General features: G+C 64.5%; 15 protein-coding genes and 2 tRNA genes. 6 read left to right on the top strand and 11 right to left on the bottom strand.

Annotated features, from left to right (window positions below):
• Nucleotides 1-104: 104 nt before the first annotated feature.
• A tRNA-Tyr gene (locus ACI3K3_RS05450) sits at nucleotides 105-190 on the bottom strand.
• A 163-nt stretch (nucleotides 191-353) separates the two neighbouring features.
• Here ACI3K3_RS05450 and ACI3K3_RS05445 point away from each other — a divergent pair.
• On the top strand, nucleotides 354-1181 hold the full coding sequence (locus ACI3K3_RS05445; RefSeq protein WP_404912600.1) for a TrmH family RNA methyltransferase: 828 nt from the start codon (nucleotides 354-356) through the stop codon (nucleotides 1179-1181).
• A gap of 23 nt (nucleotides 1182-1204) precedes the next feature.
• Nucleotides 1205-2041 carry a hypothetical protein gene (locus ACI3K3_RS05440; protein ID WP_404912599.1) on the top strand — a complete coding sequence of 279 codons (837 nt, stop codon included), beginning with the start codon at nucleotides 1205-1207 and terminating at the stop codon, nucleotides 2039-2041.
• A 116-nt stretch (nucleotides 2042-2157) separates the two neighbouring features.
• Here ACI3K3_RS05440 and ACI3K3_RS05435 read toward each other — a convergent pair whose 3' ends face one another.
• The 4 genes from ACI3K3_RS05435 to ACI3K3_RS05420 form a co-directional block, all read right to left on the bottom strand.
• The gene (locus ACI3K3_RS05435; protein WP_313434240.1) at nucleotides 2158-2430 is read right to left on the bottom strand and encodes an HU family DNA-binding protein; all 273 of its coding nucleotides are present in this window, start codon (nucleotides 2428-2430) and stop codon (nucleotides 2158-2160) included.
• Between the two features lie 306 nt (nucleotides 2431-2736).
• Nucleotides 2737-3105 (bottom strand): 50S ribosomal protein L19, encoded by a 369-nt coding sequence (gene rplS, locus ACI3K3_RS05430; protein ID WP_404912598.1) that lies wholly within the window; start codon nucleotides 3103-3105, stop codon nucleotides 2737-2739.
• Complete coding sequence (gene trmD, locus ACI3K3_RS05425; protein ID WP_404912597.1) at nucleotides 3102-3848, bottom strand: tRNA (guanosine(37)-N1)-methyltransferase TrmD; 747 nt, start codon at nucleotides 3846-3848, stop codon at nucleotides 3102-3104. The genes rplS and trmD overlap by 4 nt, the downstream gene beginning before the upstream one ends.
• A 61-nt stretch (nucleotides 3849-3909) precedes the next feature.
• A complete protein-coding gene (locus ACI3K3_RS05420) occupies nucleotides 3910-4824 on the bottom strand; it encodes a LysR substrate-binding domain-containing protein (RefSeq protein ID WP_404912596.1) in 915 nt (304 codons plus the stop codon).
• A 120-nt stretch (nucleotides 4825-4944) separates the two neighbouring features.
• On the opposite strand from ACI3K3_RS05420, the gene ACI3K3_RS05415 reads away from it, so the two are divergent.
• Complete coding sequence (locus ACI3K3_RS05415) at nucleotides 4945-5268, top strand: hypothetical protein (RefSeq protein ID WP_404912595.1); 324 nt, start codon at nucleotides 4945-4947, stop codon at nucleotides 5266-5268.
• A gap of 50 nt (nucleotides 5269-5318) precedes the next feature.
• Here the strand turns inward: ACI3K3_RS05415 and rimM are convergent, their stop codons facing one another.
• From rimM to ACI3K3_RS05390, 5 genes are all read right to left on the bottom strand, one after another.
• Nucleotides 5319-5828, bottom strand: coding sequence for a ribosome maturation factor RimM (gene rimM, locus ACI3K3_RS05410; protein WP_404912594.1), 510 nt, complete (start codon nucleotides 5826-5828; stop codon nucleotides 5319-5321).
• An 18-nt stretch (nucleotides 5829-5846) separates the two neighbouring features.
• Entirely contained in the window at nucleotides 5847-6275 is a 429-nt protein-coding gene (gene rpsP, locus ACI3K3_RS05405) for a 30S ribosomal protein S16 (RefSeq protein ID WP_334183587.1), read from the bottom strand.
• Between the two features lie 32 nt (nucleotides 6276-6307).
• Nucleotides 6308-7771: a signal recognition particle protein gene (ffh, locus tag ACI3K3_RS05400; protein WP_404912593.1), complete on the bottom strand. Its 1464-nt coding sequence runs from the start codon at nucleotides 7769-7771 to the stop codon at nucleotides 6308-6310.
• Between the two features lie 231 nt (nucleotides 7772-8002).
• Nucleotides 8003-8078 (bottom strand) — tRNA-Ala (locus ACI3K3_RS05395).
• A 223-nt stretch (nucleotides 8079-8301) separates the two neighbouring features.
• Nucleotides 8302-8622, bottom strand: a complete 321-nt coding sequence (locus ACI3K3_RS05390) for a TIGR02300 family protein (protein ID WP_404912592.1) — start codon at nucleotides 8620-8622, stop codon at nucleotides 8302-8304.
• Between the two features lie 203 nt (nucleotides 8623-8825).
• On the opposite strand from ACI3K3_RS05390, the gene aroA reads away from it, so the two are divergent.
• The 3 genes from aroA (at nucleotide 8826) to ACI3K3_RS05375 (ending at nucleotide 11198) form a co-directional block, all read left to right on the top strand.
• Complete coding sequence (aroA, locus tag ACI3K3_RS05385) at nucleotides 8826-10148, top strand: 3-phosphoshikimate 1-carboxyvinyltransferase (protein ID WP_404912694.1); 1323 nt, start codon at nucleotides 8826-8828, stop codon at nucleotides 10146-10148.
• Nucleotides 10149-10215: 67 nt separating this feature from the next.
• Nucleotides 10216-10539: a permease gene (locus ACI3K3_RS05380; protein WP_404912591.1), complete on the top strand. Its 324-nt coding sequence runs from the start codon at nucleotides 10216-10218 to the stop codon at nucleotides 10537-10539.
• A 26-nt stretch (nucleotides 10540-10565) separates the two neighbouring features.
• On the top strand, nucleotides 10566-11198 hold the full coding sequence (locus ACI3K3_RS05375; RefSeq protein ID WP_404912590.1) for a (d)CMP kinase: 633 nt from the start codon (nucleotides 10566-10568) through the stop codon (nucleotides 11196-11198).
• Between the two features lie 151 nt (nucleotides 11199-11349).
• Here ACI3K3_RS05375 and ACI3K3_RS05370 read toward each other — a convergent pair whose 3' ends face one another.
• Nucleotides 11350-12147 (bottom strand): aspartyl/asparaginyl beta-hydroxylase domain-containing protein, encoded by a 798-nt coding sequence (locus ACI3K3_RS05370; RefSeq protein WP_404912589.1) that lies wholly within the window; start codon nucleotides 12145-12147, stop codon nucleotides 11350-11352.
• Nucleotides 12148-12407: the final 260 nt, after the last annotated feature.

The raw sequence follows: 12407 nt of genomic DNA, 5'->3' as shown, positions 1-12407 counted from the left end.
GGAAGCACGACCCTGTTCCCGAACGCCGAAACGTACGAGCTTATTTTTCGTGGTAGGAGTAGGTTCCGGGAGCCCCGAAGGGAATGCTCATCTGGAGGAACCGGTGGTGGACAGGGCTGGATTCGAACCAGCGTACGCTTGCACGGGCAGATTTACAGTCTGCTGCCTTTAACCACTCGGCCACCTGTCCACACCAGTTGCTGGCGGGGGTTTCCTTTCGGAAGACCCGTTGTGTTGAAGCTCCGAAACCAGAGCCTCGCTGCCGAGGAGCGCGCCTATGTAGAACGCGGCCTTGCCTGTCAATGGGGGGAATGGCAGGAGCGGCACAGTTTTTTCGAATAAGGACGATTTTCATGACAAAACGTAGCGATCCGCAAGACGGCGACCGCGAAGGCGGACGTTCGGGGAAGCCGCTGCGCGGTCGCGCCGGCCGGATGAAAAACGGCCGTGGCAGCGGGCGGGCCAGCACCGGCATGGTTCGCCTGTGGGGCCGCCACGCCGTGGAAGCGGCGCTGAAGAATCCGAATCGCAGCCACCGCAAGCTCTGGGCGACTCGGGAAGGCGTGGAATCGCTCGACGGCGAACTGCCCAGCGATTTCCCGGTGGAGTGGGCCCAGCCTGCCGATCTGGCGCGCCTGGTGGCACGCGATGCGCCCCATCAGGGCCTTGTCCTCGAATGCGCCCCGCTGGACGACATTTTCATCGACGACGTGCTCGACGGCGATCCATCGCGCCCGGTGGTGGTGCTGGACCAGGTGACCGATCCGCATAACGTCGGCGCTATCATGCGTTCGGCCGCGGCCTTCAATGCCTGCGCGATCGTCACCCAGGATCGTCACGCGCCCCCCGAATCGGGAACCCTCGCCAAAAGCGCGTCCGGCGCGTTGGAGATCCTTCCCTGGATTCGCGTCGTCAATCTGGCCCGTGCGCTCGAAGAGATCGCCGAGGCCGGATACTGGCGCATCGGGCTCGACGGCGAGGCGGAGTCCACTTTGGGCGACGCCCTGCCCACCGGCCCCGTCGCGCTGGTTCTGGGCGCCGAAGGAGACGGCATGCGCCACAACATCACCCAGCACTGCGATGCCATCGCCAAACTGCCGATCAGCGAGGCCATGGAAAGCCTCAACGTCAGCAACGCGGCAGCCATCGCGCTTTACGCTGCGGCGACGCGGTCAGCATAATCGCACACCTGAGGGGCACAATCATGAATCGCATCGAACGGCGTCCCTTGGGACGCCGCCTTCTTGCAGGGCTGGGGGTCACCGCCCTCGCGCTCCTGGCGGCGGCCTGCATTTTCGCGCCCGGCAAGTTCACATCCACGCTGGACCTGCGGAAGAACCGCACATTCACCTTCCGCTATGCCGGTGAGATCGTGATGGTGCCTCTCAAGGCATCGAAGCCCAAGCCCTACGAACCCGAAGCCTGCCACGACGAAGACTACAACGAACGCCCCTGCACCGACGAGGAACTCGCCAAGCAGAAGACGGATTGGGAAGCGTCGAACGAGCGAAAGAAGAAGAGCGACGCGGAGGCTTCGCAGATGCTGCTCGGCGGTCTCGATCCCAGCGATCCCAAGGCCGGCGAGCAGATCGCCGAAAAGCTGCGCCGTCAGGTGGGGTGGAACAAGGTCGATTACGTGGGTGACGGCAAGTTCGACGTGGACTTCGCGATGACGGGCCGGCTCGATCACGACTTCACCTTCCCCACCATCGAAGGCTTCGCGATGAACAATGCCTTCGTCCAGCTTTCGCTACGGCGGGACGGCTCTGTGCGTCTGGATGCCCCTGCATTCGGCCCTCAGGGCGGTGCTGCGGGCATGGGAGCCATGATGAGCGGCTTTGCTGCCAACGACAAGGGCGGCGACACGTCCGACAGCACCGTCGACGCCGACGGCACCTTCACGCTGACCACTGACGGAGAAATCCTTGCCAACAACACCGATGAAGGGCCGGTTTCGGTTCCGAATGGAAAGGCCCTGGTCTGGAAGGTCAATCCGCGCACGCCGGCGGCACCGACTGCTCTGGTCAGGCTGACGCCCTGATCGGCTCACCGAACAACAGACGTCCATTTCCGTAGAACGAAAAACGCCGCGCAACCCAGAGGGTGGCGCGGCGTAATCGTATTCAGCCTGCGAGGCGTAGCAGGCTGCAAGGATGCTTAGTTGACAGCGTCCTTGAGGCCCTTGCCGGCCTTGAACTTCGGCTGAGCCGAAGCCTTGATTTCCATGGGCTCGCCGGTGCGCGGGTTGCGGCCGGTCGAGGCCTTGCGCTTGGCGACCGAGAAAGTGCCGAAACCGACGAGGCGAACTTCGTCACCGGCCTTCAGCGCGCCGGAAATGGCGTCGAACACGCCTTCGACAGCCTTGGTGGCGTCGGTACGGGTAAGACCGCTCGAGTCTGCAACGGCGCTGATAAGATCGTTCTTGTTCATTATGGGTACCCCCTAACCTTTCATTTGAATCGGATGTGTCGGGATAATCGGATTCGCCTCTAAACGCGACGGAATTGAGCCGTTTTTACCTGCGGTGTCAAAGGCTAAACACGGCCGAAAAGGGCAATTTGTCGCGTTTTTCCGCCGTCCGGATGACAAATGCTGATTTGTGCACCGCAGCATGGGCGAACAAAGTCGCTGGCGCCGCTCCCGTCTCATGACGACAGACAGGCACAAAAAAGGCGGTTCGAAACCGAACCGCCTTTCAAGTTGCCCGGCCCCGCAGAGCCGGACATGAAGCGCAGCTTAGCCCTGGGCGTCGTTGACGCGACGCTCGGCGATGCGAGCGCGCTTGCCGGTACGACCGCGCAGGTAGTACAGCTTGGCACGACGCACGACGCCGCGGCGAACCACGGTGATCGAATCGATGTTGGGCGAATAGAGCGGGAATACGCGCTCCACGCCTTCACCGAAGCTCATCTTGCGTACGGTGAAGTTCGAACCCATGCCACGGTTCGAGCGCGCGATGCACACGCCCTCGTAAGCCTGGACGCGGGTACGGGTGCCTTCGACAACCTTCACGCCGACGCGGACGGTGTCGCCCGGACGGAAGGTCGGGATATCCTTGGCGGCCTTGGCAATTTCCTCGGCCTCGATCTGCTGAATCAGGTTCATGAACCTAAGTCCTCGTTTTTGCGCCGCGCGCCAGAGGCAGGCTGGCCCCGAACGTCACTGCGACGTTCCCAAAGGTCCGGCCTGCGTGACCGTGTATCTTCCTCCGCCTTTTGTTTCCGCCAGGCGGCGATCTTCGCATGATCCCCCGATCGCAGCACTTCGGGGATCGTGCGCCCTTCCCACTCGGTGGGTCGGGTATATTGCGGGTATTCGAGAAGACCGTCCTCGAACGATTCCTCGGTCCCGCTGGAAGCCGCGCCCATTACGCCGGGAAGCAGCCGAATGCAAGCATCAAGCAGCAGGATCGCCGCGGGTTCGCCGCCGGAAAGCACCGCATCGCCGACGGATATCTCCTCGACGTCGCGGCCCTCGAAAATCCGTTCGTCGAAGCCTTCGAAACGGCCGCAGAGAATAGTGACGCCGGGGCCGTCCGCCAGTTCGCGCACGCGCTGCTGCGAAATGGGCTTTCCACGCGGCGTCATCGCGATCACCGGCGCGTCGGGATTGATCGCGCGCGCGTGGTCAATCGCCGCGGCCAGCACGTCCACCTTCAGCACCATGCCCGCGCCGCCACCGGCGGGCGTGTCGTCCACGGTGCGGTGCCTGTCCGTCGTGAAATCGCGCATGTGGACTGGGTTCATGGCCCACTTCCCCTCGGTCAGCGCCCTGCCCGCCAGGCTGATGCCGAGCGTGCCGGGGAACATCTCCGGATAAAGGGTGAGAACGGTGGCGTTGAATGTCATGTCTCCGCGCAAAGCCCAAATACAGGATGGCGGCAAGGGGCAAATGCCGGAGTTGCGGCCTTCAGAGCGGTTCCCAGACTTCGGCGGGCAGGAAATTCCGATCGGCGTCGATCTCCTCGCGCAGCCATTCGCGCAGGCGTTCGATCTTGCGGACGCCCACGCGGCTTTCCGAATGGACAAGCCACTGCGCCGGCCCCGTGTAGTGCAGCGTATCGAACGGCTGGACCAGACGCCCGGACTCCAGGTCGGCCCGCCAGAACAGTGGAGACAGCAATGCAATGCCGAAGCCCTGGCGCATAGCTGTCGCCTCCTGAAGCTGGTTGTCGAAGACGATGCCCGTTCGCGGCGGAGGTGCCGTGCCGATCCCCGCGGCGGCAAACCATCCCGTCCACCACGGATCGTTCGGCGCGAACCGCTCCACCGACAGCAGGTCTTCCGGCTTCTCGATGCGATTCTTTTCGAGGAAGGCCGGCGCGCAGATCGGCGAAAAATGCTGGCGGAACAGGAAATCCGCGCGCAGCCCATCCCACTTCCCGAAACCGACACGGATCGCCGCGTCATAGGGCGAGGTAGCTAAATCGACGACTTCGTTGCTGAGAGACATGCGCACCGCCAGGTCGGGATGGCGCAACTGGAAACGGCCAATTCGCTCGCTCACCCAGGTGGCTCCGATCGAAACCGAGGCATTGAGCGAGAGCACATCCTCGTCCTCGCTCCACACCGCGGCGAAAGCGTCCGTCATCGATGCGAAGGCGCCGGTCAGCGTCGGCAGCAGACGGCGCCCGACTTCGGACAGGCGCACCCTGCCCTTCTGCCGCACGAACAGCGGCTTGCCCACGCGGTCTTCCAGCTGGCGGATCTGGTAGGAAATCGCGGCCTGCGTCATCCCCAGTTCCTCTGCGGCGCGCGAGAAGTTCTCGTGTCGGCCGGCAGCTTCGAAAGCGCGGATAGCGGTCAGGGGCGGAAGGCGATCCATGCGCGCAACGATAAGGCAGCCTTATGACCTGTGCCAGTGGCTTTGTTGGCGGAGCACCAAGCGATCCGGCACATTCCTTTCATTCGATGGAGGAACCGGACAATGCAGGATCAACACTTCATGCAGCAGTGGAACGCCGACCATGAACGGTTTTCCAACGATGTCGATCGCCTGGCCCGCAGGATCTTCGAAGCCCTCGGCAGCGGATTGCGCGGTGGTCAACACGGCGATTCGGTAAAGGCCAGCGAACCAGCGCTGGATAATGGGGAAAAGCGCGCCGCCTCGCAGAACTGCCCTTTAGCCCACAGGGCGCGACTGACGGCGATCGGCATTATCGCCGGCGTTCTGGCGGGGTCTGCCCTGGCGATGATAACCCCGCTGGTGACCGCGCTGAACTGTCCCGAAGAGGGCAATCGTATCTGCGTCACAGCCGCACTGGCCTGACGTTCCGACCGAAGAGCAAAAAAAGGCCGCCTGCAAGGGCGGCCTTTTCTTCATTCGTCCACGAAGGCAGCGTTGACCACCAGTCGTTCGTGATCCCATTCGGGCACGGCGGCGGAAGTCATCGGCACCATGAAACGGCGCCGTTTCCCGTCTTCGCCGGTCAGGCGCTCGATCTCGATGACATCGCCCGCACCGAAGTTGTCGATGGCGATGCAAATGCCGAGTTCGTCGCCCGCATCGGATACGACGCGCAGCCCCAGCAAGTCGGCGTGATAATACTCACCTTCCGCCAGTTCCGGCATGGCCGAGCGCGGAACGGTAAGCGCGGTGCCGCGCAGCTTCTCGGCGGCCGTGCGATCCGGCACTTCCTCGAAACGCGCGATCGCGCCGCCCTTGCCGTCATCGCGCAGCTTGCCGAGCGTGAGCTTGGAATCGTTGAAGGCGCGGTAGCGCTTGAGCGCCGCCACGCCTTCACCGAACAGCTTGAGGCGAACCTCGCCCGTCACGCCGTGCGCGCCGGTTATGGCAGCAAGCGTGACGGGGCGGTCTTGACCAGCCATCTGGATTCAACCTGAAGCTTAGGCTTCGGTCGATTCCTCAGCGGCTGCTTCGGCAGGCGCTTCTTCAGCGGCCGGAGCAGCAGCAGCAGCGGCGGCAGCTTCTTCAGCTTCACGCAGCTTCTCGGCCTTTTCCTCGGCGCGGTCCTTGGCCTTCTGGCCCGGCTCGCCCTTCTGGGCGTTCACGGTGGCGGCGCGTTCCTTGATGCCGGCCTTGTCGAGCAGGCGGGCAACGCGGTCGGTCGGCTGGGCACCAACGCCGAGCCAGTAACGCACGCGGTCTTCGACCAGACGGACGCGGTTTTCGTCGTCCTTGGCGAGGATCGGGTTGTAGGTGCCGACCTGCTCAAGATACTTGCCGTCGCGCGGGGCGCGCGAGTTGGAGACGACGATCTTGTAGTAAGGACGCTTCTTCGCGCCACCGCGCGACAGACGGATCGAAACGGACATTGTTCTACCTTTCCTTCAAATCTTCAAAAAAATTATTTCTTCAGAAACTTGCTGAGATCGGGACCACCGGCGCCAAGACCGGGAAGCCCGGCGCCGCCGCCGAGACCACCCATGCCGCCAGGACCACCCAATCCGGGCATGGCGGCATCGAGCCCGCCCTTGCCGAACATGGAGGCCAGGCCCTTGAGGCCGCCCATCTTCTTGATCTGCTTCATGGCCTTGGACATTTCCTGGTGCATTTTCAGGAGCTTGTTGACGTCCTGCACCTGGGTGCCCGAGCCATTGGCGACGCGGATCTTGCGCTTGGCGTTGAGCAGCGCCGGATTGACGCGCTCCTTCTGGGTCATCGAACCGATGATCGCATCCATGCGCAGCAGCACGCGGTCGTCCATACCCGAAGCGGCCATCGCCGCCTTGGCCTTCTTCATGCCGGGCATCATGCCCGCGAGCGCGCCAAGGCCGCCCATCTTCTGCATCTGGCCCAGTTGCATGCGCAGGTCGTTCATGTCGAACTTGCCCTGCTCCATGCGCTTGGCCAGCGCTTCGGCGTCTTCGATCTTGACCGCTTCCGCCGCCTTCTCGACGATGGAGACGATGTCGCCCATGCCGAGGATGCGGTTGGCGACGCGGCTGGGGTGGAAGACCTCGAGGGCCTCCATCTTCTCGCCGGTGCCCGCGAACTTGATCGGCTTGCCGGTGACGGCCCGCATCGACAGCGCCGCACCGCCGCGCGCGTCACCGTCCATACGGGTGAGCACGACGCCGGTGAGGTCGACTTCGCCGGAGAACGACTGCGCGACGTTGACCGCATCCTGGCCCGTCAGCGAATCGACCACGAGCAGCGTTTCACGCGGAGTCGCGATGGCGGCAACCGCCTTCATCTCGTCCATAAGCTGCTGGTCGACGTGGAGACGGCCGGCGGTGTCGAGCATGAGCACGTCGACAGCCTGGAGCTTGGCCGACTGCATCGCGCGGGTGGCGATTTCGGTCGGCTGCTGGCCCGCGATGATCGGCAGGGTGGCGACGCCCACCTGCTCGCCCAGCACGCGAAGCTGTTCCTGCGCGGCCGGACGATTGACGTCCAGCGAGGCCATCAGGACCTTCTTACCCTGCTTCTCGCGCAGGAGGCGGGCGATCTTGGCGGTGCTGGTGGTCTTGCCCGAGCCCTGGAGGCCGACCATCATGATGACGACCGGCGGCGCGGCGTTCAGATCGAGTTCGGCGGTCTCTTCCCCGCCCAGCATCTCGACCAGCGCGTCATTGACGATCTTGACGACCTGCTGGCCGGGCGTGACCGAACGGAGCACCGACTGGCCGATGGCCTTCTCGGTAACCTGATCGACGAAGCGGCGAACGACGGGAAGCGCGACATCGGCTTCGAGCAGCGCAATGCGCACTTCGCGCATGGCATCGCGGACGTCCTGCTCCTTGAGAGCGCCGCGACCGCGCAGCTTGTCGAATACGCCACCAAGACGATCAGACAGAGAGTCAAACATTCTCGCTCCTAACGTCACTCGCGGCGAACATGCCACAAACCCTTTCGGCAGCCGCAGCCGCCAGAACGCCAAAAACGCCGGTGGGCGAAACCTCGCTGACCGGCGTGACGGAAACCTTATGCGAAAAACGCCGGCGGACGAAACCTCGTCAGCCAGCGTATCGCGTTTCCGCGAAACTGATATGTCGAAATAACCGAACGAAGAAAACTTTGAAAGGCTATTTCGGAGAAATGGTGGAGCCTAGCGGGATCGAACCGCTGACCTCCTGCATGCCATGCAGGCGCTCTCCCAGCTGAGCTAAGGCCCCGATCATTTCAGCGGATCGACCCTGGGGGGCTCGACCCGTTTCCCGGCAGAGGCTTGCACCTCCGCTTGGGAGGCCGCCCTCTAAATTGGGTTCTCCAGGCTGGCAAGTGGAAATTTTCACCGACCTGTCATTTTTTCGCCGACCCACGAAAAGGCCGCAGAAATGGAAAGGGCGCGGCCGCCGAAGCGCCGCGCCCTTTCCTGATAACGGGATGACCCGAGGCTTACTCGTCGCGGTCGACGTCGTCGTCGCCGGCACCGATGCCGAGATCGTCGTCACCGCCGAGGTCGACGTCGTTGTCCGGCGAATCGCCGTCCTCGTCGATGTCCAGATCGTCTTCGGCGAGATCCGAATCCTCGGTCTCGACGGCTTCCTTCTTCTGGATTTCCTCATAGGGAATCGGCTGCTTCGACTTCAGAACCGGTTCCGGGTGCCACGAATGGCCGCACTCGATGCAGGTAACCGGGTCATCCTTGCCCAGATCGTAGAAGCGAGTGCCGCATTTCGGGCAGCCATGCTTGGCGCCCCATTCAGGCTTTGCCATGAAATGTCCTCATATTGCCCGCCCGAACGGTACGGGCGTGAATTCCGTGTCTTGATGGGAGGGCCGGCGCGCAAAATCAAGCGTCCCGGCTGCATCAGGGCGCGCGCCTTGCCATAGGCCGCACCCGCTGTCAAAAGCCGGGCGATTTTGCAGCCTCCAGCCTCGAAAGACGCAAGCCCGTGAGCCACGACACCGCCGCCCCGATGCGCCCTCGCCGTTTCCTGCCTACCGGGCCGCTCAAGGGTCGGATTCGCGTGCCGGGTGACAAGTCGATCAGCCACCGTTCGATCATGCTGGGCGCGCTGGCCGTGGGCGAGACGCGCGTAAGCGGCCTGCTGGAGGGCGAGGACGTGCTGGCCACCGCCGCCGCCATGCGCGCGATGGGCGCCTCGGTCGAGCGCGTCGGAGAAGGCGAGTGGCGGGTGAACGGTGTGGGCGTCGGCGCCCTGCTTCAGCCCGAGGGTCCGGTGGACATGGGCAATTCGGGTACCTCCACCCGCCTGCTGATGGGCCTTGTCGCCAGCCATCCGATCAATGTCAGTTTCACGGGCGACGGCTCGCTTTCCAAGCGCCCGATGGGCCGCGTGATCGATCCGCTCTCAGAAATGGGCGCCAGCTTCGACGCAAGTGAAGGGGGCCGCCTGCCTCTTATCGTGCGCGGTGCCTCGCCCGCCGTGCCGATCACCTACCGCCTGCCGGTCGCCTCCGCGCAAGTGAAGAGCGCGATCCTGCTCGCCGGCCTGAATACGCCGGGCACCACCACCGTGATCGAGCCCGTCCCTACTCGCGACCACTCCGAGCGCATGCTCAAGGGCTTCGGCGCCGACCTCGATGTAACCGTGGAAGCCGACGGCACCCGCGTCATCACCATCAAGGGCCCGGCCGAACTGAAGCCGCAGGTCATCGACGTACCGGGCGATCCCTCCTCTGCCGCCTTCTTCATCGTTGCCGCCCTGATCGTGCCGGGCAGCGAGGTCGTGATCGAGAACGTCGGCCTCAACCCCACCCGCGCCGGTCTTGTCGAAGTGCTGCGCCAGATGGGCGGCAGCATCGCGTTCCTGAACGAACGCGAGGTCGGCGGCGAGCCGGTAGCCGATCTGCTGGTCAAGCACTCGCAACTCAAGGGTATCGAAGTCGATCCCGCCATCGCGCCCGCCATGATCGACGAGTTCCCTGTCCTCTTCGTCGCCGCCTCGCTGGCGGAAGGCGTCACCGTCACCAGTGGCCTCGACGAGTTGCGCGTGAAGGAATCGGACCGCCTTACCGCCATGGCGGTGGCGCTCGCGCTTGCTGGCGCCCAGGTCGAGGAGCGCGAGGACGGCGTGGTCATCACCGGCACCGGGGGAAATCCCCTGCCCGGCACCGCCGAGGATGCACAGGTCACCACACATCTCGACCACCGGATCGCCATGTCGATGGCCATCGCCGGGCTGGTCAGCAGTGGCGGGGTGGAAGTGGACGACACGCGCCCCATCGCCACCAGCTTCCCCAATTTCGAAGAGCTGCTGGTCAGCCTGGCGGAATAAGGGCATTCTCCGGGAGGCTGCGGCAGGACTTTGCTCTCCGGTCGGCAGCCTCCTGACGGGAGTGCGCATGATCCTAGACCTGCCGCAGTGGCTCAGCAACGCGCTCGGTTTCGCCGGCACTGCGTGCTGCATCCTCGCCTACGCCTACATCACTTATGAGCATGATCCGAACCGCTACCTCCAGCATGGATTGAACCTTGCGGGGGCGGTGCTCCTGCTGATCTCGCTCATGGTGAACGTGAACCTGCCCTCCATCGCGATGGAGGCCCTGTGGGCGATCATTGCCGGCTGGGGCCTGCTGAAAGCACTGCGCACAAGGACGGGCCGAACACAGCCGGGCTCATCGCAGCCGGGCCCGACACGCCAGAACGACGAAGCGCGCTTGCCTTGATGCGCCCGAGCCGCCAAGAGCCCGCGATGATCATCGCCGTCGACGGACCCACCGCTTCGGGCAAAGGCACTATCGCCAAGGCCCTCGCAGAGCACTTTCGCCTGCCCCACCTCGACACCGGGCTGCTCTACCGCGCCGTGGGGCGCCAGTGCTTTCTCGACGGCGGAAACCCGGACGACCCCGTGGCCGCCCTCGCCGCCTGCTCCTTTCCCGATGCGCTGCTGACCGACCTCGAGCTGCGCTCCGAAGCGACCGGGGGACTGGCAAGCCGGGTTTCGGTGCACCCCGCCGTGCGCCAGGCCCTGTTCGAGCGCCAGCGCAGCTTCGCCACCCAGATGAGCGGCGCCGTGCTGGACGGCCGCGATATCGGCACCGTCATCGCTCCGGAAGCGGCAGCCAAGCTCTTCGTCACCGCCTCGGTGGAAGCGCGTGCCTGGCGGCGCCATCTCGAGATGGAAGCGCAAGGCCGCGACCACTCGCTGGAAGAGATTGCCGCCGACCTCGCCGCCCGCGACGAACGCGATCGCAACCGCAAGGACGCGCCGCTGGTCGCCGCCGAGGACGCCGTTCTGCTCGATACTTCGGAACTGGACCGCGACGCAGCGGTCGCAGCCGCGATCGCCGCCGTCGAAGCCTGCGTCAGCCGCGCCCTTTCCTGAGCAGCCCCCGTCGTCCCGGACTTGATCCGGGACCGCTGTCGGAGCCGCGCCTCCTATCGGGCGTGGCTGGCGGTCGAGCATGGCCCGGGGCTCATCGCGAGGTTGCGCCTGAAGAACTGTCAGCGGTCCCGGATCAAGTCCGGGACGACAGCTAGAGCTGCGCCCTCGGCCGCTGGCGCCAGCGCTCCACGCCGGCGCGGGCATCCTGCACGAAGCGCGAACGCCGCACCCCTTCGAGAAACAGGTTGCCCACGATCCATCCGATCGGCCCGACCGGGCGCTTGAACTGCACGAGCAGGACGATACGCGTTTCGTCGCTGTCATTGCGCACTTCGTGATTGAAGACGTCGTCGAAGACCAGGCACTTGCCTTCGCGCCACTCCAGCCATTCATCGACCACGCGCATCCGGCACTTTTCGGACTCGCGCGGTACCTGGATGCCCAGGTGGCAGGTCAGAAAGGCTTTCGACACGCCGGTATGGGCCGGCAGATGCGTGCCCGGCACCAGGACCGAGAAGAAGGCCGAGTTCAGGCCGGGAATCCGCGAAATCAGCTCGGTGGTGCGGGGGCAGGCACGGCAATTGGTCTCGTCGCGATAACGATAGCCGACGAGGAAAAAGGAGCGCCAGCGCCCGGCCGGAGCGATGCGCCGGTGATCGGGAGAGATCGTCGCCAAAGGGGGAACCTCTTCAAGGTCCTGCAGCGCGGCGGCGGCTTCCTCCCGGATCGCTTCCCAGTTCTCTTCCAGAATACGGGTCCAGGCGTAGCGGGACGGATCATGGACGGGCACGTCGGGCACGCGCGAACTGCGGGCGATCCAGCGGTTCGTCTTCGGCTGGATCCACTTTCCGAAGCGCAGGATCCAGGTCGGCTTCGGGACCAGCGCCTTGCTAGGCGCCATCGTTGCATCGAGTTTGTCGGGAATCGGTGACGTAACGTGCTCTGCCATGCAGGCTCCTGACGAAATGGTCCCGTACGCTCCCCTTCCCCGACAATGGCGCGTTTCCATGGCCTCGGCAAGCCGGAGACCCGATCGAATCGGCGTTCTGCCGCCAACCGGCCGAAGCGCCATTTTCCTTGCATTTCGGCACTCCGAGGCGTAGTGGCCGCCGGTCTGGACGGCCCCATGGCTTGAAGGACGCTGCGGCGGGCATTCGGCCCCCGTGGCAGTTCGGCCCTTTTGGCCCGTCGTTCGCATGGTGTGGACGC

It is taken from the genome of Novosphingobium sp. ZW T3_23 (genome assembly GCF_044987305.1).
Lineage (GTDB): Bacteria > Pseudomonadota > Alphaproteobacteria > Sphingomonadales > Sphingomonadaceae > Novosphingobium.
This window is presented reverse-complemented; position numbering and strand designations above follow the sequence as displayed.

Excerpts from the sequence above, each read along its gene's own strand:
- ACI3K3_RS05445 (WP_404912600.1), top strand. The coding sequence starts at position 354 with ATGACAAAACGTAGCGATCCGCAAGACGGCGACCGCGAAGGCGGACGT.
- ACI3K3_RS05440 (WP_404912599.1), top strand. The coding sequence starts at position 1,205 with ATGAATCGCATCGAACGGCGTCCCTTGGGACGCCGCCTTCTTGCAGGG.
- ACI3K3_RS05435 (WP_313434240.1), bottom strand. The coding sequence starts at position 2,430 with ATGAACAAGAACGATCTTATCAGCGCCGTTGCAGACTCGAGCGGTCTT.
- rplS (WP_404912598.1), bottom strand. The coding sequence starts at position 3,105 with ATGAACCTGATTCAGCAGATCGAGGCCGAGGAAATTGCCAAGGCCGCC.
- trmD (WP_404912597.1), bottom strand. The coding sequence starts at position 3,848 with ATGACATTCAACGCCACCGTTCTCACCCTTTATCCGGAGATGTTCCCC.
- ACI3K3_RS05420 (WP_404912596.1), bottom strand. The coding sequence starts at position 4,824 with ATGGATCGCCTTCCGCCCCTGACCGCTATCCGCGCTTTCGAAGCTGCC.
- ACI3K3_RS05415 (WP_404912595.1), top strand. The coding sequence starts at position 4,945 with ATGCAGCAGTGGAACGCCGACCATGAACGGTTTTCCAACGATGTCGAT.
- rimM (WP_404912594.1), bottom strand. The coding sequence starts at position 5,828 with ATGGCTGGTCAAGACCGCCCCGTCACGCTTGCTGCCATAACCGGCGCG.
- rpsP (WP_334183587.1), bottom strand. The coding sequence starts at position 6,275 with ATGTCCGTTTCGATCCGTCTGTCGCGCGGTGGCGCGAAGAAGCGTCCT.
- ffh (WP_404912593.1), bottom strand. The coding sequence starts at position 7,771 with ATGTTTGACTCTCTGTCTGATCGTCTTGGTGGCGTATTCGACAAGCTG.
- ACI3K3_RS05390 (WP_404912592.1), bottom strand. The coding sequence starts at position 8,622 with ATGGCAAAGCCTGAATGGGGCGCCAAGCATGGCTGCCCGAAATGCGGC.
- aroA (WP_404912694.1), top strand. The coding sequence starts at position 8,826 with ATGCGCCCTCGCCGTTTCCTGCCTACCGGGCCGCTCAAGGGTCGGATT.
- ACI3K3_RS05380 (WP_404912591.1), top strand. The coding sequence starts at position 10,216 with ATGATCCTAGACCTGCCGCAGTGGCTCAGCAACGCGCTCGGTTTCGCC.
- ACI3K3_RS05375 (WP_404912590.1), top strand. The coding sequence starts at position 10,566 with ATGATCATCGCCGTCGACGGACCCACCGCTTCGGGCAAAGGCACTATC.
- ACI3K3_RS05370 (WP_404912589.1), bottom strand. The coding sequence starts at position 12,147 with ATGGCAGAGCACGTTACGTCACCGATTCCCGACAAACTCGATGCAACG.